Below are 24,184 nucleotides of genomic sequence, written 5' to 3' on the forward strand. Positions count from 1 at the left end.
TTAAATATTTTTTTAGACTTGTCTAAATAATAAGAAGCTTATTGGCATTTTGGACAAATTCCGGTTACGGTGAAATTAGTTTCTTTCACCACATAGGTTGTAGGAATTTCAAATTGGGGAATGACAGCATCTAAGCAAGTTACCGATTGGCATTTTTCACAATGAAAATGTACATGGTTGTGCTGATGCGGATGGTTGTCGTGAGTGTGGGTATGATGGCAACTAGCATATTTCACAGTGCCTTCAGGAGTTGCGATTTTGTGAATACTGTCCTCGTTAACTAAGCGATCTAAAACGCGATAAATAGTGACGCGATCACAAAGACCGTTCAACAGATGTTGTATTTCAATATGTGATAGCGCTACTTTTGATTCGGATAAAAGGGAAGCAATGGCTGTTTTGGCCGCTGTGTTACGGGTAGTTTTCATAAAAAAATTAAATAACGCAACATTGTTGCAATAAATAAAAAAGAGGCTATCTTTGCCATTCACAAAAATACAAAAAAAATGAAGAAGCAAACTTTGATTGTTCAAGACGTTTTGGGAATTTCGAGTGCTAGTATCTGTTTGGTACATTGCATTGTATTTCCATTGCTATCGGTATTGCCTTTAGGAATTACGCATAACCCATGGATTGATGTTTTCTTTTTTGGGATAGCGGCTGTTTTGATCTTTTCTATTTTGAAAGGTACAGGGCCATTTTATATCAAAATGACATTGCTGTTTTCCTTGTTCTTGGTATTTAATGGGATGCTTTTAGATTTTGCCTTGCATCAAGAAACCTATTTGGTTCCCATTGGAGGGATTGGGATAATCGTTGGTCATGTTTTACATTTTTTATATCATCAAAAAAAATAACTTTTACGTTATTTAAAGCAATTGAAAGCCTACTTTTGCATTTTCAATGGATTATTTAAGCTGTTTAAAATGCTATTATTGTTATGAGTACTACCTATTTTTTTTCTCCAGAAGAACTTTCTTTACTTCAAGAAACTAATAAACAAAAAACAGTAACGGCTGTCTTTTATCATTTGTGGGTTAATTTGGTACAGCCCGACAATCAATTTATATTTATTGATACCGTTGAATTGCATTTTGAGAACCATCAAAAATTGTTTTTCAAAATCAATGAGGAAGATACTGGATTTTCCATTGTGACTGATTATGATTTTGAAAAGGAACAACAACAATTAGCGGAACAATTTAACGGTACCTTATCTTTAAAAAGAGTGGATGTTTCTGCCGCGCCTTTATGGGTCGAAAATATCAAAACCCCTTTGCTGGCTATAAAAGCTGAGCGAGAAGATACACCCATGACTGGAGATTATGTCAGTATTACTTTCGAAGGGGGAGCTTTGGAGATTGATTATGATCAAGAAAGCGGATTAACGGTGGCGGTTTTCGAGGATATTTAGTCCTTTTTCTAGCACAGATATTTATTCCCTTTTCCAAATAGCTTTTACCGAAGATTTTGCTTGGGTGTTATACTATAATTTTAAAACCGTTACTTCCAAAAGATAATCAATTAGCAATTACCCTTTTTGAAACCGATAGGAATTTTGTGGAAGTTAGGGACTAAAAAAATAAAGGCTCTTCGCTATAATTAGTAAAAAAACATTTTTCGATAGCTACCTGATTAGTTTTACCAATAAGCTTTCCTTTAGCTTATCCGTAGATATTTTTTATCTCCGACATAACAAAGGTACTTTGGGTACTTCCAATGCTTTCAACTGATCCCAATTTATTAAACACAAAATCCTGATAATGCTTCATGTCTTTGGCATAAACTTTCATTAAAAAATCGTAATCACCTGATATATTGTAGCATTCTACAACTTCTTCTATTTTCATAATATCACTAACAAACTGATTCCCAATAGTACGATCGTGTTGTTTAAGTTTGATATTACAAAAAACGATGAATCCCCTGTTTAGTTTTTCTGCATCCAGCAGGGCTATATATTTCTTAATATAACCGTTGTTTTCTAACCTTTTAATACGCTCAAAAACTGGCGATGCCGAAAGATTTACCATTTTTGCCAGTTCTTTTACCGTGTATTTAGAATTATCGTGAAGTATATTTAGTAACTTAAGATCAATATCGTCTATTTGCTCCATAGAATATTTTACCTAAAAAGGTTGAATTAATTTATAAAAAAGAATAATAATCTTCAAATGTAATAAAAAACAATACAGAAACCGTTTTTTGATTAAGTTGAAGATTTAATGATCTACAAAACTTATTTTTGTAGTATAAAAATCTAAAAATAAAAAATAAGAACACATTGAAGAAATTATTAGAAGTATTACGTAAAGCAGGTTTCGACGGTTTCCTGTTAATGATAGGAACCATGATCCTGCTGGCTTATTTTTTGCCAAAGCTAGGCATGATTAAAGAACCTGTTTCGCTGGAGGATATTGCCAATGTAGGCGTATCGTTTATTTTCTTGTTTTATGGTTTGCGACTGAGTGTTGAGAAACTAAAAGCCGGACTGGCTAACTGGAAAATGCACATTGTCGTTCAGTTGACAACCTTTTTGTTTTTTCCGCTCATTGTTTTGGCATTTCGTCCGTTGTTTATCGACACTGACTTCGAGTTGCTTTGGTTAGGTGTATTTTTTCTGGCAGCTTTACCGTCCACAGTTTCCTCTTCCGTGGTTATGGTTTCTATCGCCAAAGGAAACATTCCCGCAGCCATTTTTAATGCGAGCATTTCCAGTTTGATTGGAGTAGTCGTTACTCCGCTTTGGGTTGGGCTGTTCATAGCTTCTGCAACAGGCGATTTTGATGTTACTGATGTTTTTTTTAAATTGATTTTTCAAGTCTTGTTGCCTGTCATTGTTGGCATCTGCCTCAACTCGCGTTTTGGTACCATTGCCGAAAAATATAAGAAACAGCTCAAATATTTCGATCAGGCAGTCATCCTTACCATCATTTATACGTCGTTTTGTAAGTCATTTTCCGAACATCTTTTCGAAGGTTTCACTGCCCTTGAACTTGTTGTACTCGCCACAGGAATGATGGTTTTGTTTTTTGCCGTATTCCTTTGTGTGGGACTAGTCAGTCGTTTGCTTGGTTTTTCAGATGAAGATCGTATTACGGTCTTATTTTGCGGATCTAAAAAGTCATTGGTACACGGCACCGTTATGTCAAAAGTACTCTTTCAGCACAGTACCATTACCGGCATCGTATTGTTGCCGCTTATGATTTATCACGCTATGCAATTGATTGCCGCTAGTATCATTGCTCAAGGTATGGCTCGACGAAAAGAAGTATAATTTTTGTTTATGTCATTGAAGTAAGTGTTTTCTAGGGTTATAGTCCGTATAGTCACTTCGTAAACGCTATGGACTAAGCTCCATTTTCTAATTAATACATTGGGACTAAATAGCCAATTCTTTGCGTATAATTGCTGCTCCTGCGCTTAAAGCATTTAACTTACCTCTAGCTACGTTTCGAGCTAACGGAGCCATACCACAGTTTGTAGAAGGGTAAAGATTTTCGATATTTACAAACTCCAGCGCTTTGCGTAGAGTAGTGGCTACTTCTTCGGGGGTTTCAATAGCATTAGTTGCCACATCAATTGCGCCGACCATTACTTTTTTACCACGAACAAGTTCCATTAAATTATAAGGTACATTTGAGTTATGACATTCTAATGACACAATATCAATTTTAGATTTTTGAATTTTCGGAAAAATTCCTTCGTATTGACGCCACTCTGAACCCAATGTCTTTTTCCAATCAGTATTGGCTTGTATTCCGTAACCGTAACAAATATGTATAGCAGTTTCGCACTTTAAACCTTCAATGGCTCTTTCCAATACTGCCATTCCCCAATCGTTTACTTCATCAAAGAATACATTAAATGCAGGTTCATCAAACTGAATAATATCTACCCCTGCATCTTGAAGTTCTCTTGCTTCTTCATTGAGCGCTTTTGCAAATTCCCAGGCCAATTTTTCTCGGCTTTTGTAATGGTCATCGTATAAGGTATCTACCATGGTCATCGGACCTGGCAATGCCCATTTTATAGGCTTATTAGTCTGTTTACGTAAAAATTTTGCATCCTCAACAAAAACTGATTGCTGACGAGCCACTTCACCTACAACAACAGGAACACTTGCATCATAACGATCCCGAATTTTTACAATCTTACGATTTTCGAAATCTACACCGCTTAAATGCTCGATAAAAGTCGTCACAAAATGCTGACGTGTTTGTTCACCATCACTAATTATATCAACCCCGGCCAATTGTTGTTCTTGCAAAGAAATGCGCAAAGCATCTTGTTTTCCTTCAAGCAGCTGATCGCCATCTAATTTCCAAGGTGACCAAAGTTTTTCAGGTGGTGCAAGCCAGGCAGGTTTGGGTAAACTTCCAACAATTGAGGTGGGTAATACTAATTTATTCATAGTAAAATAATTTTAATGTGTTGTTATATTAATTAAAGAGCGAAATTGGCAGACCATTGTTCCAGAAGACTTTTGTAAGGGGTAATGAAATGCTCTTCAGCATATTTACCCTGTTCAGCTGCCAATTGGCTGCGCTCTTCGCGGTCATAAACCACGCGAGTCAGTGAATAATCTTCGTGTTTAAGACTAGGTTGATAGATTTTTCCAGCCACTGAATTTGCATTGTAAATTTCAGGGCGATAAATTTTCTGGAAAGTCTCCATCGTGCTAATGGAGCTGATGAGTCCAAGATCCGTATAATCAGCAAGTAGATCTCCGGAATGATAAAAAGCCATGGGTGCCACACTATTCGGAGGCATAAAAAAACGAACGTTTAAGCCCATTTTAGAGAAATATTCATCAGTGATAGAATACTGATCCTGTAGATACTCAAAACCCAGAACCGGATGCTGATACTCAGTGCGAGTATACGTTTTGTTGCTCGATACACTTAAACAAATTATCGGTGACATCTTAAAGTGCTCTTTATATGTGGCTGAATTTACAAAACACTTATAAAGTTTACCGTGCAAATCACCAAAATTTTCAGGAATACAAAAATTAGATTTGTTTTTATTGTACTCAATTAATAAAACACTAAAATCATAATCACGAACATAAGAAGAGAAATTATTTCCGGCAATACCTTCGATACGCTGGTTAGTTTTGTGGTCAAAAATATTCGTTTTTAAAACTTCAATCATCGGCACCTTGTCAATTATATTCTTATCATCAATATGCATCGTTACTGTTATGATTTCAAGTTCTACAAGGTAACGATCTGCTTTTGGGTTATCCAAATAAGCCAAGGCATTGAATCGATTGTTAATCATGTTTATGGCGTTACGTAAGTTTTGTTGGCGATTAGCTCCTCTAGCCAAGTTTGCAAAATTGGTTGTCAGACGCGTTTTACTTGATGGGTTATAGTTTTCATCTAAACAAGTGCGCTGCAATGTAAATGCAAAATCATTCTTAATTGTATTCTGCGTGTTTTCAATATCTTGCTTTTCGTTTAATAGTGTTTCTTCTCTTTTGTATGTATTCATTTAATGAGAGTGTTTGGTTTTTTTACCTTACAAAGTTTAAAATAAAAGATTAATAATTTTAATTAATATTTTAAATAAGTTAATTGTTCTTTTTTTGTTTAATTATGAAGATAATTAATCTTTTTGCGGATGTAATCATAAAAAAAACAGATAATTATTCTTTAGAGCGCTTAGATGTGATTGATTTGGAGTTATCTCAGTTTTTCCACAAAAAACTATTTTAGAATAGTAACAACTCCACTTTGCAGTGAAACTCATTTTAATGCCTACAACAGGGACACAAGCTAAACTGGACGGATCAAAAAAACAATGAGGGATTTGGGATTTGTAATAATGTCATATCACGGACATAACTTTATGCTTATTGTAAAAATAACAGGAGAAATTAATCCTGAAACAGGCTTTGTTATGGATTTGAAAGTTTTAGGTAATATAATTAGAGAAGAAAATGAAGCTCATTTTGACCATAAGAACCTAACATTGATAGTTCAGAATTTAAAAAAAAACTATAGTTTCTACAGAAAATAGTGCATGGGTAATTTATAGAATTTTATAACCTTTAATTACCAAAGAACTTCAATTGTCTATTACTCCTTTTGAAGCCTATATAAATTATGTAGAAGTTGTTGAGGGATCTTTTTTTTAAAGCGTCAAATAATTAACGCAATAATGTTGCGATATATGATCAATATTTTATATTTGCAACATAATTGCAATAACAAAAAAAATGAAAAAACTCCCGGTTACGGTATTATCAGGTTTTCTTGGCGCAGGTAAAACCACTTTGCTTAACCATATTTTGCATAACAAAGACGGACTAAAAGTTGCTGTGATTGTAAATGACATGAGTGAGGTGAATGTAGATGCTCGTTTGATAAAAGACGAAATGACACTTTCTCGAACAGAAGAGAAACTCGTTGAAATGAGCAACGGTTGCATTTGTTGTACGCTTCGTGAGGATTTGATGCTCGAAGTAGAAAAATTAGCCAAAGAAAATCGTTTTGATTATTTATTAATCGAAAGTACAGGAATTAGTGAACCCATTCCAGTAGCGCAGACGTTTACGTTTGTGAATGAGGATGAAAATATTGATTTGTCTCGCTTCAGCTATATCGATACTATGGTAACGGTGGTTGATGCGTTCAACTTTTTCAAAGACTTTGGCTCTGCCCAAACCCTGTAAGATATCAAAGCTACCAATATCGAAAATGATACACGAACAATAGTGAATTTGTTGGTCGATCAGGTGGAGTTTGCCAACGTGATTGTGTTGAATAAAACTGATTTGATTACTCCAAAACAACTCGAAATTTTGAAAGCCTCCATTCAAAAGTTGAATCCCGTGGCAAGAATCATAACATCGACTATGGGAAAAATAGCGCCCCATGAAATTCTGCATACCGGTTTGTTCAATTTTGAAGAAGCCGAAACATCAGCCGGTTGGATGCAAGAATTAGAAGGCATTCACACGCCAGAGACCGAGTAATACGGGATTTCGTCTTTCGTTTTTAGAGACCCACGTCCCTTTCATCCGTATCGTTTTTGGGAATGGATGAGCAATCGTTTTCCGCAAAGCATTATTCGGAGTAAAGGATTGTTTTGGATGGCTTCGCGACCCGATCAAGCCATCAATTGGAGTCAAGCGGGTGGTTCTCTTAAAGCCGAAGGTGCCGGAGTTTGGTGGGCGAGTATGCCTTTGAGCGAGCGCATGACGTTTTCAAATTTTGTCGAATTTCAAGAGGTTATTGAAGAACGATGGACTCGAGCTTACGGAGACCGTTTGAATGAATTGGTTTTTATTGGAATAGGTCTGAACGAAACTGAAATTCGTATAGAATTAGACAGTTGTTTGTGTACTTCAAATGAACTTATGGACTTGCAAGATGGTTTTTTCTCTAGTAACGACCCTTTTCCAATTCCAAGAACTGCAACAAGTAGTTCGCCTACAGCTATTTTTAACGAAAATCTGAATTAAATGAATAAGAATACATAACGTTTTTTGAGACAAGCATTTGCTTTTTTAAGTAGTGTTCTTTTGGTAGGCTGTACTACTGATGATCCAATTGTGCCCGTAAATGAAGTTGAATTTATAACAACAGTACGCTTAGTTTTTACTCCTGAAAATGGCGGAAAGAATGTGGTTTTAGCATTCAAAGATTTAGATGGAGAAGGGGCTAACGCACCAATTGTAACCGTGAGCAGTGCTTTTGAAAAGGCAAAAACCTATAATGGAGTAATAACATTTAAAAATGAGTTGGTCAATCCCGCGATAGACATCACGCGCGAGATTGTGCAAGAAGCGCTGGAGCACCAAATGTTTTACCAAACCACTGGCAATTTGAATCCGTTGACTTATGCAACTATTCAATCAAATTTTGATGCAAAAGGAAAACCGCTGGGTCTACAAACTGTTTTTAAAACAACAGGGATTGCCTCTGGTGTGCTTCGGGTTACACTGAAACATGGTCCCAATAAGAGTGCTCCCAATGTAGCCAATGGCGATATAACCAATGCTGGAGGAGCCACAGACGCTCAAGTCGATTTTAATATAACCGTCGAATAATCAACCTTAACCTGTTTTAAATAATCAATTGTAATGAAAATTAATGTATTTCGCTTTTTATTTGTTGTAGCCTTGTCCTTTTTTGCTCAATCTTGTTCAGACGACGATAGCTCTGATAACATAGATGAAACCTTAACAGAATACAAACACTTGCGTATTCTAGTTTCTGATGAAACGAGCAAAGCTTTGACTTTGGTCAATCCTTTTTTAAATACCACTACTTCTTTTGAAGCTAAATTTCCTAAGTCGGCATTGTACACAACCGAGTCGGGTCGTTTTGTGGGTATCATTCACAGAGAAAATGACTTGACAGAAACTTTTGATACTGGTCTTGAGTTTCATGGTGACCATGTTGATATCAAAGGAACTCCAAAGTTTGGAGCATTAACAGGAGTTGCTTCAAAACCGACCCATTTCAAAAGCAACTATGGCGAAATCTTAACTTTTAATGATGGAGATGGCACATTGGCCGTAGGGAGTGAATCAGAAATTCATACTAACGGTGCCAAAATGAAAATTATTAATGCAGGTCTAAAAGCACATCATGGGGCAATGGCCGTTTTCTCCAATGGAAGCTACGTTATCACCGAGAAAGATAATTCTATCCCTGGAGTTTTGCCAGAACGTGTTAAAGTTATAGATAAAACAGGAAAAGAGCTTTTTGCATCAAGCATTGCTACTAAAGGAATTCATGGAAATGCGTCAGATGGTGATTATGCTGTTTTTGGTTCTTCAAGTGGGATTCTTGTAGTAGATAGTAAAGGGCAACAATTTCTTGTTCCTCATCCTGATGGTTTTGGAACAGCTTGGTTTGGAACAATTTTAGAAACAGCAACCAAAGGAAATTTTGTAGGCTACACAGCTGCAAAAGGAGCTTATCTCATCAATGTATTGAATAAAACAGTAAAACCTATTTTTGAGAGTACAGATATTATGCAGTGTAAAGTGAGCTACGATACTAAGAAGCTTGGCATCTTGTTGCACTCGGGTAATTTTATTGCTTATGATCTTGCTACTTTGGCGGTTGCTATTTCCGAGAGAAACCTAATTCCAGCTACAAATAAAGCTTCCACTCAAAAACCTCAAATGGAGTTTACACAGCGTTTCGTTTACATCACAGCTCCTACCACAGGGGAACTGCAAATCTTTAGTACAAAAAACAGCGCAACCACCAAAAAAATAAAAATCTCTAATACGCCTTATCGTCTATCCATTGTAGGTTTTGAGAATAGTGGAGATCACTAAAAGTATAATTTATTCTTTGTTGTAAATCCTGAATGTTTGGTTAATTTTTGGGTAAGCAGACGGCTCAATTTTATTGAGCCGTTTTTTTTAAGATAATATAAAATTATTTTTTAGATTTGTCTAAAATATTATTTACTCTAATGAAATTATTATATAGCTACTTGTTTTTCTTTTCGTTAACTGTTGTTTTGGCACAAGAAAAAGCTACCCTTCGCGGACAAGTCACCTCCGAAAATCAACCCGTAGCACAAGCGCAAGTTGAAATCGTAGGCACTGCTTTTGGAACTCAAACCGATAGTTTGGGCTTTTTTGAAATCCCCAAGTTACCCCTAAAACGCTACACCCTTCGTATTGCAGCACTAGGCATCAAAACCCATACGCAATCCATCAGCAGTGCGGATTTTGGGCATGTACTAAAAATAAATGTGGTGACCAACGAACAACTGCTCGACGAAGTAGTGGTTTCGGGTACGATGAAAGCCGTTCGCCGTTTGGAAAATCCCGTGCCAGTAGAAATCATTTCGACTACTTTTTTGAAACAAAATCCCACCGCTTCAGTTTTTGAAGGCTTGCAAAACGTCAACGGTTTGCGTCCACAGAACAATTGTAATGTTTGCAACACGGGCGATATTCGCATCAATGGGTTGGATGGCCCTTACACAATGGTGACTATCGATGGAATGCCTATAGTGAGTGCTTTGGGAACGGTGTATGGTTTGTCTGGAATTCCGAATGCGATGATTGACAAAATCGAAATCATCAAAGGCGCTGCTTCTAGTTTGTATGGGAGCGAGGCGGTAGGCGGACTCATCAATATCATTACCAAAAAACCACAAAACGCTCCTCAATTTACTGCCGATTTGATGACCACTTCTTGGTTAGAAAACAGTCTCGATTTGGGTTATCGTACCAATATTGGTAAAAATGCCAATGCCCTTTTTGGACTCAGCGCGTTTTATAATGACCATCTAGTCGATAACAACGGCGATAATTTTACGGATATTGCTTTGCAGAAAAGAGTTTCCTTTTTTAGCCGCTGGAATTTTGAACGCCGTTCCAAAAAAGAAATGAGCCTCGTCGCCCGTTATTTGTATGAAGACCGTTGGGGTGGCGAAATGCAGTGGAATTCGAGCTTCCGAGGCGGCAATCAAGTCTATGGCGAAAGTATTTACACCTCGCGCTACGAAATTTTGGGCAAGTACCAATTGCCTTTGGATGAAAAAATGAGCCTGCAATTTTCGATGGTGGGCCACGACCAAAATTCGGTCTATGGTACTTCCGTTTTTTTGGCGAACCAAAAAATTGCGTTTGGGCAATACCTTTGGGACAAAGAGCTCAAAAACCATTCGCTTTTGTTCGGAGCGGCTGCGCGCTTTACTTGGTATAACGACAACACGCCCGCCACGGCCACTTCCTCCCAAACCGCTATTTACAGTGGATTTCTTCAAGACGATATCAAACTTTCTGGACAAACGGGCTTGTTGTTGGGCGCGCGTTACGATTACCACCCAGCGCACGGCTCGATTGTCACGCCTCGTCTCGCCCTGAAATGGAAACCCACCGCCACCGATGTTTTGCGACTCAATTTGGGAACGGGATTCCGAGTGGTGAATTTGTTTACCGAAGACCATCAAGCGCTTTCGGGTGCTCGGGAAGTCGTCCTCAAAGGCAATCTAGACCCCGAAACTTCGTATACCGCCAACCTGAATTACCTCAAGAAATTCGATACCAACACAGCTGGAGTTATCACTCTCGAAGCTTCGACTTGGTACACCCATTTCAAAAACCGCATCATTGCCGACTATGATACGAATCCCACCCAAATCATTTATGCCAATCTCGATGGTTTTTCTAGAATTTTCGGAAGTAGTATTTCCTTGGATTGGGTCAGTCCGTTTGGGGTAAAAGGGACTTTGGGCGGTAGTTATTTCAATCCATTGACCGAGCAAGAAGGCCGTCGTTTTGTGCCTTTATTTACCGAAAAAGTCAGCCTGTCTTGGGCCTTGAGCTACGAAATCCCCAATTGGTTCCTGAGTTTGGATTATACAGGGAGTTATACTGGCAGTATGCGTTTACCCTTGTTGTCCCCACTCGATCCGCGTCGCGAGTATTCCTTGCCGTACAGTATTCAAAACATCCAAATCACCTACAAGAAATTCCACAACGTGGAGTTGTTTGGCGGGGTCAAAAACCTCCTGAATTGGACACCCAATCGAGGCAATCCTTTTTTGATTGCACGAGCCAATGACCCTTTCGACAAGCAAGTCACCTTCGATAGCAATGGCGTTACACAACCTACTCCCGACAATCCCTATGCGCTTACCTTCGACCCGACCTACGCCTACGGACCCAATCAAGGCATCCGCGCTTTTGTGGGCTTGCGATGGCATTTGGATTAATGTTTAGGAGCTAATCCTGCTGTCCACTATATCTGTGGCTCCGAACCCCGGAGCCACAGGATGCCGCTCCCATCAGGGCTAGGAACGTTAGCACGAGAAAACCTCAATCTTTGAAATCCCAAATTCCAAATTTTATGGGCGCTGCTCCCCTCTAGAGAGGGGCTGGGGGTGTGTTTTTTAAATTCCAATCACGTGACTTTGAAGCCAAAACAACAAACCATAAACCCCAAACACAAATAAAAAGCGTTGTAGTGAAAATTGTATATATTTGAGAAATAAAGTCTCATTCTTGTAAGACCGATCTACTAGTTACTAGCCATTTCCACGAAGAATAGGAATGAAAACAATATTCACTATGATTAAAATATATGTCGATTGGAATATAATGTCAGGAATGAGAAATAATCATTTCCAAGAATTACATTCAATACTTACTGTTAAGGATAAGTTTCTATGTTTATATTCGACAGCTCATATTGGAGATATTTATCGTAGTTATTCTGAAGACAAAGAACAGCAATCACAAATAAACCAAGATTTAGAATTCATAACAAAATTCACAAATGATTTTTGTTTGTTCAATGATGGAAAAAATATAATTCTACAACAATTTGACCCAAAAGAATTACTTGAAACAAGAATCAGTGAATCAAATATTTTCTCTGACTTAAGCATTGACAATCTATTCCAAAATGATTCAAATGATCCAATATTAAATAAGTTATTTGAATCTTTAAAGACTATGCTAAAATCTTTAAATCTAGATCCTGTATTTGCCGAAGCTTTTAAAAATCCTGAATCTGCAAAAATATTAAATGATATTTTTCCAGGGCTAAAAGATGATTTAACAATGAATGGTTTTTTCAATAGTTTTAATAAAATGAATTATAACCTTAACGAACAAGAAACTTATAAAGATTTAAGACAAATAGTTCAGAAAATAGGGATTAATAGTGGACATTTTAATGCTAATAAGAATCCTTTTGATTTAATTGATAATTCATATAAACAGAAAGGGATAGAAAGTTTTAAAGCTGATGAATATTTTCCTAAAGGCAAAAATGCACCAGAGTGGTTTGATACGGTTGTCAATGATTATCTTTATCTTGATATGCACGGCTATAAAGCTGACAAAGTAAAAGTATCTGAAAAGGAAAAAAATACATTTACTAATACCACTGATGATGCGTCACATACTGCTTTTGCATCGATTTGTAGTTTTTATCTAACCAATGACGATAAAAACTACCATAAAACAAAAGCTGTCTATGAAAAACTTGCCATTAATACAAAAGTTTTAAAACCTGCTGAATTTATTGATTATTATAACACATATTTGAATTATAACTCATTAACTGAACATTTCAAATCTTTATTCGAAATCTTCACGAAATCAATCTTCCACCCTATTAATGATGATGATGGAAATTATTTTGGAAAGGTTGCTTATCCAAAAGAATACTTCTTTAATTTTTTCAATAAAATATGGGTTCCAACTAATACAGAAAATTATTTTTATTTTACCTTAAGCACACTTCCGCCTAATCGAAAAAAAACATATACTGCATATAAAGAAATCGAAACGTTAGTAAAAATATTTTTTGAAATTCTAGGTCCTGATAAAAATCAATTAGGGTTATTTGAGATTTCGGAAATACAGAATGAAGTCTGGGAAGGTAGACATTGGTTCTCAAATATTGGCGAAATAAAGCTCGTTAGAATAAATGGTTGGCTTCAATTATACTATAACAATGAGCAAATAAAAAAAGAGATGGAAAAAAGAAACGGCAAGTAACACACGTAACTGTCGCACAAATCTCTTAAAAAGGAAAAATTTCAAGATATGGGCAAGAAACAACCTCGTTTAAGGATATTTAAGCGAGGTTTCTTTTTTTTGGGTGTAGTCCTAAAAAATATCTTTCTTAAGTTATAGATGGTAGTTTTTAGTAAAGTTGGTTTTACTACTTTTGGAATAACAATAAGCGGAGGTTTTTTCGCAGGCTGGTGTTGTGTTTCATATTATAAAAACTCTAAATAAAAAAATGAAATTGATTTATCTAACACTCCTATTGACACTAAGCTTTTCTTGCGTTGAAAAGAAATCAACAGAGAATGAGACTAACAAGTCTGAATTGGTAGTAACTTCAAAAGCTGCCACCTTAAAATTCACTTCAGGAATTAGCTCTATCTTTCAAGACAGTAAAGGAAATTATTGGTTTGGAAGTCTTCGGGAAGGAGTTGCAATTTATGATGGCAAAACATTCATTTATTTCAACAGTAATGATGGGCTGACAGACAACCAAATCCATTCAATTCAAGAAGACAAAGAAGGTGTTATTTGGTTTAACACCCAAAACGGTGTTAGTAGTTACGATGAGATGAGTATAAAGAATCACACTGATGTGGAGACAAAAAAAATCCAAATTCAAAGTAATGAACCTTTGCAGGGTAAATGGATGAAATCAGATAGCGACCTTTGGTTTGAGGCTGGTACTAAAGAAGGGGTTTATAGATTTGATGGGCAGGAATTAAAATACTTAGCGTTTCCTGCTCATAAAGCACTTAATCCTTATGATAATTTATTTGCTGTAACCGATATTTCAAAAGGAAAAAATGATATGATTTGGTTTGGCACTTATGCTGGTGTTTTTGGTTATAATGGGAGTGATTTTACATTCATTAATGATGAAACATTAGGATTTGATAGGAAAATTGAATCGTTGCATATACGAAGTATTTACGAGGATTCTAAAGGCAGGCTTTGGATTGGGAATAATGGAATTGGGGTATTACTAAAAGATGGTGATTCTATAATTAATTTTTCAAATAAGCATCACCTGATTCATCCCAATAGTAAACGAAAAGGAGATAAATCACCTCAAGGCACACTGGAACACGTTTTTACAATCGCAGAAGATAAAAAAGGAAACATTTGGTTTGGAGACAGGGATGCTGGGATCTGGAAATATGATGGTAACAATTTAGAAAATTATACCGTAAAAGATGGATTAACAAATGATTTCGTTCTCTCAATTTATGAGGATAAAAATAGTGAATTATGGTTCGGAATGGCAGACGGAAGCATATATAAGTTCAGTGGAAAGACTTTTGAAAAGCAATTTTAAGAAATACGAATGAACAACAACAGTACTTTTGCGCAATTCTCTATAAAAACTAAATTTTCAAAATAATCATAAAATACAATCTCGTTTAAGAATTTTTAAGCGAGGTTTATTTTTGGTTGTAATCCTTAAAAATAGGTTTATTAACTTATAGATGGTAGTTTTTAGAAAGGTTGGCACTTTTGCAATCGCCTTATTAAGATAACTAAAGCAATAACCATTGCGTAAAAACTTGAAAAAATTTGACACTAATACCAATTATTGGTATCTTTGGTAAAAAGAAAAATTATGGCACGAAATACATCAATCTTATTAGGGGACTATTTTGAGAATTTTATTAATGAACAAATTGCTACAGGGAAATACAGTTCAGTAAGTGAAGTTGTTAGAACGGCTCTAAGAGTTTTTGAACAAGAAGAAATAAAAACAAAATCTCTAATCAATGAACTAAAAATTGGTGAAAAGAGTACTAAAATTAAAGACTTTGACCGCAATAAAAATCTTGAAATGCTAAAAGCTAATTTTCAAAAATAATGGCTGAATATATCATTAGTGAAAAGGCATTAGAAGATATTAATAACATTTGGATTTATACAGCGGAAAATTGGTCTGTTGAACAAGCTGACCGATATTATAACTTAATCATTGACGAAATTGAATACATCGTTAATAATATCGATATGGCTCGTGACTTTGGGAAAATTAGAAAATCATATAGCTACTCCAAGGTAAAATCACATTTGATTTTTTTTAAAAAAGGCAAAGTAAATGAAATTGAAGTTGTTAGGGTTTTACACGAAAGAATGGATATTGAAAACCGATTAGCCGAATAAATAAAAAACGACTTGCCAACAGCTTGATTTCCTATGTAAAGCATTATAAAGTGATTCAAAATTGGCTTAGTTTAAAGTTGGTTTTGTATTTAAATTCGCAATCCTCAACATTCCCATCAAATACTTTATTTTCAAGACTGCTTTTTTAGTATTTATAGGATGAGTTATAATAGTATTCGCATTTTATAACATACAATTTTTCTTTCATATATTGCGCGGTTTTGACTACTTTTGAGAGACAACAGACAGAACCTTTTTAGCAGATTGACGTTAGCATTTACAATATGAAAAAATTACAAAAGACACTATTTTTACTATTTTTAGTTCAATTAAGTTTTGGACAGACTTCAAAAATAATTAATAACGAAGCGATTCACTTTAGTCTCAAACAAAAAAAGGATACTATTGATTTTATTTTAGTTGATACTAAAACTGACGAGAAAAAACCAATATTCTTATTTTGTCAAGGTTCTTTGCCGATACCTTTATTTATACAACCCGAAAAAGAAGAAATGTGGATGTTTGGTGGAGGAATTACAAATTTTGACCTAGATGAAATCAAAAAACACTATCATTTAGTTGTGATTTCTATGCCAAAAACACCAGTGGTCGTTAATGAGAAAAATTTAAACGAATCCTATTGTTACATTCCCAATTCAAACAAACCTGACGAATTTGACGAAGAATACGTGACAGCTGATTTTTTAGAGAATTACGAGAAAAGAGCAAAGCTAGTATTGAAGTTTTTAAAGAAACAGCGCTGGGTAGATACTTCAAAATTGATTGTAGCAGGCCATTCACAAGGTTCAAAAGTGGCTTCAGCAGTGTCATTGAATACTAAAAACGTTACCCATTTAGGATTGTTTGGCGCAAATCCATTTGGTAGAATTGACCAAAGAATTAGAGAGTATCGAAAAAAGGCGGATAAAAAAGAAATGACTTGGGGCGAAGCTGATGAAAGAACCGAAAGTACCTATCAAATGCTTAGAGATTCTTATGATTTCAATAAATTAAATAAAGACCCCTATTTGTTAGCTTGGAAATCCTTTTCAAAACCATTCATAAATGATTGGTTACAAATTAAAATACCAACGTATTTGGCTTATGGCACTAATGATAGTGGAGCAGAATTATGTGATTTAGTCCCTTTGTTTTACATCCAACATTCAAAAACAAACTTGACTTACAAAAGATACCCAAATTTAGAACATAACTTTTTTGAAGTTAATGAAGATGGAACGACCAATTACGATAAAGAGCATTGGAAAGAAGTAATGAACGAGTTTGTAAAATGGACAACAAAATAAATACTAACCACAATAACAATGAAATTACACTACAACACCCAAGAGCAAGCCATACTCATTCAAGACGGATTGAAAAATCACCATTTTTTACTGAAGCTTTTGATGATTTTGAATTTACTCAACGCCATTTTGAATGTCTCGACTTTTAGTATAAGTAGTATCGGTTTTATGCAATTGGTATGGCTTTTTCTGGGGTTGGTGTCGATGGTGGTGTTGTATAATTTAACAGTTAAGAATACGACTTCAGAAAAAATTCCTGCTAGCGCAATCAAAGGGCTAAAGGAATATTCCTTTTTTGGAAAAAAACGCTTGGCGATTGTACTAACTAATGGAAAAAAACGCGACTTGGTTGAAGTGAAAACACCAGAAGAATTCAAAGAAGCGCGTAAAATAATGAAGAAAGTTGGAGTTAAGGATTTATAAATCTAGTTCGATTCCTTTTTTTTGTTTTTTAAATAATTGAATAGGAATGGGCTTTAGCCCATTCATTAATTTTAACCAAAATCTATAGTGGTTTTGGCTAAAGCCTCTATACTTATATCCTCTCGCTAAAGGGAGAGGCAATTGATTTTCGTGCAGTCAATTAATCAGCATTATTTTATTGATGTGATATAAATTCAAATCCGATTTGTGGTTTAGGCTACTTTCAAAATACCTACAAGGTCTGGAAAAAGACCTTGCAGGAAAACATCTTAAATCATTACAAGTTTATGATATCCTTGTTCACGAAAAAAAGTTGTGCTTTCGAACTTCCTGCAAGGTTTCTTTTAACCTTGTAGGTATGCTCTGTTATAATACCTACAAGGTCTGGAAAAGACCTCGTAGGTGAAGCCAACTACTTCTTTCGAAAAATTCAATAGGAATGGGCTTTAGCCCATTCACTAATGTTAGTTCAGTTTAGGGCTTTAGCCAAAATCTATAGTTTTTTGGCTAAAGCCTCTGCTTGTTTATACTTATATCCTCTCGCTAAAGGGAGAGGCAATTGATTTTCGTGCAATCAATTAATCAGCATTATTGTATTGATGTGATATAAATTCAAATCCTATTTGTGGTTTAGGCTACTTTCAAAATACCTACAAGGTCTGGAAAAAGACCTTGCAGGAAAACAACTGGAAAATCATTTAAAAACACGATTTGTATTAGCTGTGCTTGGCTGATGAAAACCAAACGTTCTCGTCTAGCCCTGATGGGAGCGGCATCCTTGCTTGACGGGGTTCGGCAAGCAAGATATAGTGGACAGCAGGACGACTCGTGTGGTGAGCAGGTTGGTGTGCTCCTCAAACTAATGCAAAAAAGTATTCGTTTTTTGGGGATAAAAGTTATTTTTACGGCTCAAATGCGCACGATATGATTTTGAAAACAGCAAGTCTGGCCGATATTCCTGTGATTTGGGATATTTTGCAAGCGGCGATTGCACAACGCAAAGAAGACGGCAGCACACAATGGCAAGATGGTTATCCGAATTTGGAAACGGTGACCGATGATTTTGTGAAAGGATACGCCCACGTATTGGTCGAAAATGAGGTGGTTGTAGCCTATGCAGCCATTATTTTTGGAGAGGAACCGACCTACAACGACCTGCAAGGCGAGTGGTTGAGCCATTCGGATTATGTGGTGGTGCATCGTGTGGCTACGGCACCTGAGTACAAAGGAAAGGGAATTGCCACACTTTTGTTTGAGAAAATTGAGGCGTTGAGTATTTCGAAAAACGTGTTTAGTATTAAAGTGGATACCAACTTTGATAACTTTCCGATGTTGAAAATTTTCGAAAAATTGGGTTATACCTATTGTGGCGAAATTTTGGTTCGCGGTATGCCACGAAAGGCCTTTGAGAAGTTGTTGAAATAAGGTAGAAGTAGATAAATAAAAGTCCAGCAATCGTATGTGTTTGCTGGACTTTTGGTTTTAATAAGTGGTGATTTTTTTTACCACATAGATACATAGAAATTTTAGTGATTAAAAGAAGAGAATAGACGTTTTACTATTCACATAGTTATTCTATGTGAGAAATAGCGCTATTTCTATTTTTTTTTACTTGTTACTTTATCTATGATTCTATGTGGTTATTTTTTAATTGTAAATCATTTTATAGTTGATTTCCTCGGGAGCTAACAGGCGTGCCCGATGGTTAAAATCGACTAGTATTTTGAGTTCCTCCAATTCGTGGCGATTCAGCAAAATGATGAAGTTGTTTTGCAGGGTTGGAATGGGAATTTTCTTTTCATAGATAGAATTTTCGTATTCCTTTTCCCAGTACGCACTGTCTATGGAGTTGAGGTACACCCTAAATCTATCAAATTCCACCGCCTCGAAGTTGAAGGTCAAATTGTTATACGAAAGATTGTACAGCGAACTATGCGTACAATAAAATAACAGTCCGTTATTGGTTCTATTTAAAATGTTTAGGGTGCACATCGTTTTTGGTTTTAGCGAATTACAAATGCGTTAATGATTTTGGCTACTTCTTCTTGAGAAGCATCGGGTTTTAAATCGAATAGGATGCTGAATAATGATTTCTTATCTACTTTTTTCTCCAAGTTTAGGTCTTTGTTTTGTGCGTAAACTTTTGCCCATTCGTTACGTACTTTTGCCCAAAGGTCTTTGTTTTTAGCCCACCATTTTTGTGCCAATTGGCATTTTTCGTCTGGTACTTTGGTGTAAATGTCCATTCCTTTTTCTTGTGCCAAAAGCACATCAGAACCTCCTTCTGTACGAATCAATTTGTCGTTGTCTTGTTCGTGAATCCATCCTTTTGGAGTGATTTCGTGTATGTTTCTTCTTTTCAAAACATTGTAATCGTTGCGTTGTGTATGCTCTCTTCTAGGCAAAGGCGCAACGGTAGTGTTTTTCCAAGACGTCACGCCATCTACCGTAGCCCAAGAAGCAGAGCCTTCGTATCTTGGACTGTCGTCTACTTGGTATACTTTCTGTGTCCATTGGCCTTTTACGGTTTTAGGGTCAAGTTTTCTGTATTTCCAAGTAAGGTCTTTGTGAAACTGCAACAAATCGGTGTTTTCGTAGAGCCAGTCTTGTCGCCAGTGTTTTACAATGTCTTCTTCTTTGTTGCCTGTAATGAGTAGGTGTTGCAAAACCAATTTGTTAGGCGTGTTTTCTACCAATTCTACCCATTCCAAAGCCGTTTCGTGTTTGGTTTTTGAGGGTTTGTAACTAGCGCTATCTTTTGGATAGTCAAAGGTTTCGGTAAAATTGAATTGTACTTCATAACAACCGCACATCGCTTGTATGGCCTTGATGTCTTCTTTTTTCTTGGCATTTTGTCCAAAACTAAGGGTCGTACTTAGTGCAAGTGCACCTAAGATAAGCATTGATTTTGTTTTCATTTTTTAATTAGTAAGGGTTAAAATTATGCGGACAAAAATACTATATTAATTTAGAATAAATAAAAATAAAGTATATATTTGCCGAAAATAATTAAGATTAATTCTAAATAATGAAAAAGAGTATAGCGGTTATTATCTTGTTATTGCCAGTATTTACAGGCTATTCCCAGCAAAAGGTACAAGATTCGCTTCAGGCTAATCCGTTGCAAGAAATTGTGGTGACCGGACAAATAGAACCCCAGTCTTTGAGAAAATCGGTTTTCAATGTTCGGGTGATTTCGAGTCAGGATATCAAAAATTTAGCTGCGAATAACTTGGCGGACGTTTTGAATCAATATTTGAACATTACTGTAAGACCCAGCAGTTCCGATGGTCGTTCTACTGTTTCTTTATTTGGTTTAGACGGGCAGTATTTCAAGATATTGGTCGACAACATTCCATTAATCGGAGAGGCGGGTTTGGGGAATAACGCCGATTTGTCTCAGATTAATTTGGACGACATCGAACAAATCGAAATCATTGAAGGCTCGATGGGCGTGACGCACGGTGCCAATGCCGTAAGCGGTGTGCTCAACATTATTACCAAAAAAGGGTCGCGCTACAAATGGAGTTTGCGCGCCACAACCCAAGAAGAATCGGTTCATAACGAATTCGCTCTTTTTGACAAAGGACGTCACATTCAGGCTTTGGCACTTTCTTATGCGCCCAACGAAAGATGGTTTTTTAATGCATCGGTGAATCGAAACGATTTTCAAGGTTTTTTGGATGGCAAAAAAGGGAAGGATTATTTCGAAAATGATGCTACGCGAGGCTATCGCTGGTTGCCCAAAGAACAATGGAATGCTACCACGATGTTGGGCTACCAAAAGAATGCTTTTCGAATGTTTTATAAGTTCCAATGGCTCAACGAGCGTGTCGATTTTTACAACAGCACGGTGCAGTCGGGCTATTCACCAACGCTTGGTTCTTACCGCTATGCTATGGACAAAAGGTATTGGACGCAACGATTTTTCCACAATTGGAATGCATCTGGAAAACTAGAAAACGGAATGAGTTATACCGTTTCGCTTTCGCATCAAAAACAACAACGCGACACCGAAGACTTTAGGTACTATCTTTTTACACAGCAGGAAAAGGAAGCCGTGAGACAAAAGGACCAAGCGATGGAAGTGTTGTATAGCACCGGAACGCTCAGTAATTTTTTCAAAAGCAAGAAAATAGATGTGCAATTGGGTTATGAAGTGGTGAGCAATTTGGGCTATTCTTTGGTGCAAGAAGGCAACAATCTATTTGTTCCGATAGCGAAACGCTTGAACAATTACGATTGGTTTATGAGTTCCGAAATCAAAGCGACGCCTTCTTTTTCTATTCGTCCCGGAGTTCGCTATTCTATTCAATCGCAATTTGATAATCAATATGCGACTTCCTTGGGCTTGCGTTATTTGTTGCCAAAAGGAATAGAACTACGCACTTCTTTAGGGCAATCTTTCAGAACGCCAACATTCGAAGAATTGTACACCAAACAAATTTTTGATGGGCATCATTTTACAGGCAATGAAAATCTGATTCCAGAAACCAGTTGGTCTTACGAAATGAGCGCTAAGAAAACATCATTTTTGGATTCGGGGCTTCAAGTGGCGCATACGTTTACCGCCAATTATCTCAAAGTCGACGACCGTATCGATATGGCACTGGCGCGATTCAATGCCGAAACCGGCAATCCCGAATACGAATACATCAACATCAGCCGCTATCAAATGTGGAATGTTGCGACCACGAATCAGTTCAAGGGCAAGAATTGGCTGTTCAATTTGGGGGCTTCTTTGGTAGGTGTTTCCCAAAAAATCGACAATCAAGTTTTTGTGTCAGATGACCGATTTTTGTACACCATCAATGCCAATACCAGTGTATCGTATACTGTACCCAAATGGAAAACGATTGTTTCGGCCTACTACAAATACAGCGGAAAAACCCAGCAATTTATAGAAAGTAGCAATGCCTATGTGATTTCCGAAATAGACGATAGCCATTGGTTGGACGCGACCATTCAGAAGAATTTTTTCAGCAATACACTCGAAACGACTATAGGCGCGAGAAACTTGTTCGACATCAAAAATATCAATCAAACTAGAACCTCGGAAGGCGCAGGACACGCCACATCCAACCAAGTTATGCTGGCTTACGGACGTTCTTTTTTTGTAAAACTGACCTATAACCTTAATCTTTAATATAAATCAAATTGTTATGCAAAAAACCTTTTTAATTTTAGCCTTAGCCTTAGCTACCTTAAGCTCTTGTTCCAACGATGACGAAGGGAACAAACCAGAAATTCCTTCCTTAGGAGCGATTTTGCAACCCGCAGTCGGTGGGCCGAATCAGCCGAATCAAGTCTATGTAGATTTGAGCACCAGCAAAAGCGATGCGATTCCGAGAGGGTCTTGGGATTTTGGATTTTCGACGGGTGCAGAATACCGAGTAATTCTTAACGGAGCTTTAAAAATGGCCGTGAAAAAACTAGAAACTACTGACATTACCTTGCCTCAAACGGCAGATGCTGCTGTGGCAGTTGGCGGAGGAACAACTTTGGCCAGCAATGGTTTTGTCGATAATCCAACGGGTGTTTTAGAAGGAGCGGGAGCAGGAGTAGGAACGGCCATCGCTGCGGTTGCTGCCAACGATGCCGAGAACAAAGTCTATTTGGTCAATCTAGGTTTTGCAGTTTCGACCACTACGCCGGGCGTTGGCTCGGTGAGCCTTGACGGCGAAGCGAGAGGCTGGAAAAAAATCAGAATACTACGCAACGGAAACGGCTACAAAATCCAATATGCGGATTTGAGTGCCACTACTTTTACAGAAAAAACCATTGCCAAAGACAGCAATTTCAATTTTACGTTTTTCAGTTTGGCCGAAGGCAAAACAGTAACGGTCGAGCCACAAAAAACCAAGTGGGATTTGAATTTTACGCCTTTCACCAATTATTTGCCAACAGGAGCAGCAGAGGTAACCTATGGCTATTCCGATTTTATCGTAACAAACAGATTGGGCGGCACACAAGCCTACCAAGTTTTGGTGGCCGAGGGTAGCAGCTATGCTGATTTTACCTTGGCAAAAGTAGTAGAAGATAAATTTACAACCTCCAAAACCGATCAAAGAATCATAGGCTCCAACTGGAGAAGCGGTGGCGGACCAACTACCTTACCGAGCGTGAGAACAGACCGTTTCTATGTGGTCAAAGATGCCGCTTCCAACTACTACAAAGTGCGCTTCCTCGCGATGAGCAACGAAGCGGGACTAAGAGGAAATCCTACGTTCGAGTATGCCAAATTACAGTAAACACAAACTATAACTGTCTAAAATTGTAGTTACGTTTTTTTATTTTGTTGTTGTTAGTCAAAAGGTTGCTTCGGCGGCCTTTTGTGTTTTGGGATAGCGTCTCCTAAAGTGATGAAATCGTTTTTTTAGGAGCTACTCCTGCTGTCCGTTATAATCTCCGCCTCGCGTGGCTTTTTGGGCTAGGCCGCAAAGGAGTCCCGAAGCGTCGGGACTGGTCGCTCTTTCCGTCCTGCCCAAAAATAGCCACCCGAGCCAGAGGATTTCCACTCCCATCAGGGCAAGGAACGTTAGCGCGATAAAAATCCAATTTTTGCGGGAGCTGCTCCCCTCTAGAGACTACCGTCTGGACACATCTTTTGATAGACCACAGATGACACGGATTAAACGGATTTAAACCAATAAATTTGTTGTCTTTTAAAATAATGTGTTGAAAAAACATTAAGTTTTATAAATAATATTATTAATATACAACCAAAAATCGGCGATAATCTGCCTAATCTGCGTGCCATTTTAACATAAAAATATTTGTGTCCAGACGGTAG

22 protein-coding genes and 1 pseudogene are annotated in these 24,184 nt (G+C 37.1%); 17 read left to right on the forward strand and 6 right to left on the reverse strand.

All coding sequences use genetic code 11. The annotated features are described in order from the left end of the window. Nucleotides 1-38 precede the first annotated feature (38 nt). Nucleotides 39-428, reverse strand: coding sequence for a Fur family transcriptional regulator (locus O9307_RS07450; RefSeq protein WP_024980717.1), 390 nt, complete (start codon nt 426-428; stop codon nt 39-41). Nucleotides 429-506: 78 nt separating this feature from the next. Here O9307_RS07450 and O9307_RS07455 point away from each other — a divergent pair, with 78 nt between their 5' ends. Further along, nucleotides 507-857 (forward strand): MerC domain-containing protein, encoded by a 351-nt coding sequence (locus O9307_RS07455; RefSeq protein ID WP_298297160.1) that lies wholly within the window; start codon nt 507-509, stop codon nt 855-857. A gap of 83 nt (nt 858-940) precedes the next feature. Then, nucleotides 941-1,414, forward strand: coding sequence for a hypothetical protein (locus O9307_RS07460; protein ID WP_298297163.1), 474 nt, complete (start codon nt 941-943; stop codon nt 1,412-1,414). Between the two features lie 250 nt (nt 1,415-1,664). Here O9307_RS07460 and O9307_RS07465 read toward each other — a convergent pair whose 3' ends face one another. Next, on the reverse strand, nt 1,665-2,117 hold the full coding sequence (locus O9307_RS07465; protein WP_024980720.1) for an Lrp/AsnC family transcriptional regulator: 453 nt from the start codon (nt 2,115-2,117) through the stop codon (nt 1,665-1,667). Nucleotides 2,118-2,284: 167 nt separating this feature from the next. Here O9307_RS07465 and O9307_RS07470 point away from each other — a divergent pair, with 167 nt between their 5' ends. Further along, nucleotides 2,285-3,277 (forward strand): bile acid:sodium symporter family protein, encoded by a 993-nt coding sequence (locus tag O9307_RS07470; RefSeq protein ID WP_024980721.1) that lies wholly within the window; start codon nt 2,285-2,287, stop codon nt 3,275-3,277. Nucleotides 3,278-3,382: 105 nt separating this feature from the next. On the opposite strand, the gene O9307_RS07475 is transcribed toward O9307_RS07470, so the two are convergent. Next, complete coding sequence (locus tag O9307_RS07475) at nt 3,383-4,414, reverse strand: methionine synthase (RefSeq protein WP_078210924.1); 1,032 nt, start codon at nt 4,412-4,414, stop codon at nt 3,383-3,385. A gap of 32 nt (nt 4,415-4,446) precedes the next feature. After that, nucleotides 4,447-5,499 (reverse strand): DUF1852 domain-containing protein, encoded by a 1,053-nt coding sequence (locus O9307_RS07480; protein WP_298297171.1) that lies wholly within the window; start codon nt 5,497-5,499, stop codon nt 4,447-4,449. 309 nt (nt 5,500-5,808) lie between these two features. Between O9307_RS07480 and O9307_RS07485 the strand changes: the two genes are divergently transcribed. The 12 genes and pseudogenes from O9307_RS07485 (at nt 5,809) to O9307_RS07540 (ending at nt 18,816) form a co-directional block, all read left to right on the forward strand. Further along, nucleotides 5,809-6,027 carry a 6-carboxytetrahydropterin synthase gene (locus O9307_RS07485; protein ID WP_298297174.1) on the forward strand — a complete coding sequence of 73 codons (219 nt, stop codon included), beginning with the start codon at nt 5,809-5,811 and terminating at the stop codon, nt 6,025-6,027. Between the two features lie 199 nt (nt 6,028-6,226). Further along, a pseudogene (locus O9307_RS07490) lies at nt 6,227-7,474 on the forward strand (GTP-binding protein). Between the two features lie 24 nt (nt 7,475-7,498). Continuing rightward, entirely contained in the window at nt 7,499-8,062 is a 564-nt protein-coding gene (locus O9307_RS07495; RefSeq protein ID WP_298297177.1) for a type 1 periplasmic binding fold superfamily protein, read from the forward strand. A gap of 33 nt (nt 8,063-8,095) precedes the next feature. Next, the gene (locus tag O9307_RS07500; RefSeq protein ID WP_078210927.1) at nt 8,096-9,307 is read left to right on the forward strand and encodes a hypothetical protein; all 1,212 of its coding nucleotides are present in this window, start codon (nt 8,096-8,098) and stop codon (nt 9,305-9,307) included. 140 nt (nt 9,308-9,447) lie between these two features. Continuing rightward, a complete protein-coding gene (locus O9307_RS07505) occupies nt 9,448-11,706 on the forward strand; it encodes a TonB-dependent receptor (RefSeq protein ID WP_298297182.1) in 2,259 nt (752 codons plus the stop codon). Nucleotides 11,707-12,061: 355 nt separating this feature from the next. Beyond that, on the forward strand, nt 12,062-13,501 hold the full coding sequence (locus O9307_RS07510) for a hypothetical protein (RefSeq protein ID WP_298297186.1): 1,440 nt from the start codon (nt 12,062-12,064) through the stop codon (nt 13,499-13,501). Nucleotides 13,502-13,748: 247 nt separating this feature from the next. Continuing rightward, nucleotides 13,749-14,831, forward strand: coding sequence for a two-component regulator propeller domain-containing protein (locus tag O9307_RS07515; protein ID WP_298297189.1), 1,083 nt, complete (start codon nt 13,749-13,751; stop codon nt 14,829-14,831). 285 nt (nt 14,832-15,116) lie between these two features. Further along, nucleotides 15,117-15,362, forward strand: coding sequence for a type II toxin-antitoxin system ParD family antitoxin (locus O9307_RS07520; RefSeq protein WP_298297191.1), 246 nt, complete (start codon nt 15,117-15,119; stop codon nt 15,360-15,362). Further along, nucleotides 15,362-15,661 carry a type II toxin-antitoxin system RelE/ParE family toxin gene (locus tag O9307_RS07525; RefSeq protein WP_298297194.1) on the forward strand — a complete coding sequence of 100 codons (300 nt, stop codon included), beginning with the start codon at nt 15,362-15,364 and terminating at the stop codon, nt 15,659-15,661. The genes O9307_RS07520 and O9307_RS07525 overlap by 1 nt, the downstream gene beginning before the upstream one ends. 284 nt (nt 15,662-15,945) lie before the next feature. Further along, nucleotides 15,946-16,968 carry a hypothetical protein gene (locus O9307_RS07530; RefSeq protein ID WP_298297197.1) on the forward strand — a complete coding sequence of 341 codons (1,023 nt, stop codon included), beginning with the start codon at nt 15,946-15,948 and terminating at the stop codon, nt 16,966-16,968. A gap of 18 nt (nt 16,969-16,986) precedes the next feature. Then, nucleotides 16,987-17,391, forward strand: a complete 405-nt coding sequence (locus O9307_RS07535; RefSeq protein WP_298297200.1) for a hypothetical protein — start codon at nt 16,987-16,989, stop codon at nt 17,389-17,391. Between the two features lie 924 nt (nt 17,392-18,315). Further along, the gene (locus O9307_RS07540; RefSeq protein WP_298297203.1) at nt 18,316-18,816 is read left to right on the forward strand and encodes a GNAT family N-acetyltransferase; all 501 of its coding nucleotides are present in this window, start codon (nt 18,316-18,318) and stop codon (nt 18,814-18,816) included. A gap of 222 nt (nt 18,817-19,038) precedes the next feature. Here the strand turns inward: O9307_RS07540 and O9307_RS07545 are convergent, their stop codons facing one another. Beyond that, nucleotides 19,039-19,383 carry a DUF6686 family protein gene (locus O9307_RS07545; protein ID WP_298297206.1) on the reverse strand — a complete coding sequence of 115 codons (345 nt, stop codon included), beginning with the start codon at nt 19,381-19,383 and terminating at the stop codon, nt 19,039-19,041. 11 nt (nt 19,384-19,394) lie between these two features. Continuing rightward, nucleotides 19,395-20,309, reverse strand: a complete 915-nt coding sequence (locus tag O9307_RS07550) for a DUF6607 family protein (protein ID WP_298297209.1) — start codon at nt 20,307-20,309, stop codon at nt 19,395-19,397. 110 nt (nt 20,310-20,419) lie between these two features. On the opposite strand from O9307_RS07550, the gene O9307_RS07555 reads away from it, so the two are divergent. Both O9307_RS07555 and O9307_RS07560 read left to right on the forward strand, forming a co-directional pair. Further along, the gene (locus tag O9307_RS07555; protein WP_298297212.1) at nt 20,420-22,537 is read left to right on the forward strand and encodes a TonB-dependent receptor; all 2,118 of its coding nucleotides are present in this window, start codon (nt 20,420-20,422) and stop codon (nt 22,535-22,537) included. 16 nt (nt 22,538-22,553) lie between these two features. Continuing rightward, the gene (locus O9307_RS07560; RefSeq protein WP_298297214.1) at nt 22,554-23,642 is read left to right on the forward strand and encodes an HmuY family protein; all 1,089 of its coding nucleotides are present in this window, start codon (nt 22,554-22,556) and stop codon (nt 23,640-23,642) included. The last annotated feature ends 542 nt before the right edge of the window (nt 23,643-24,184 follow it).

Origin of the sequence: Flavobacterium sp. (assembly GCF_027531905.1) — a bacterium.
Taxonomy (GTDB): Bacteria; Bacteroidota; Bacteroidia; order Flavobacteriales; family Flavobacteriaceae; genus Flavobacterium.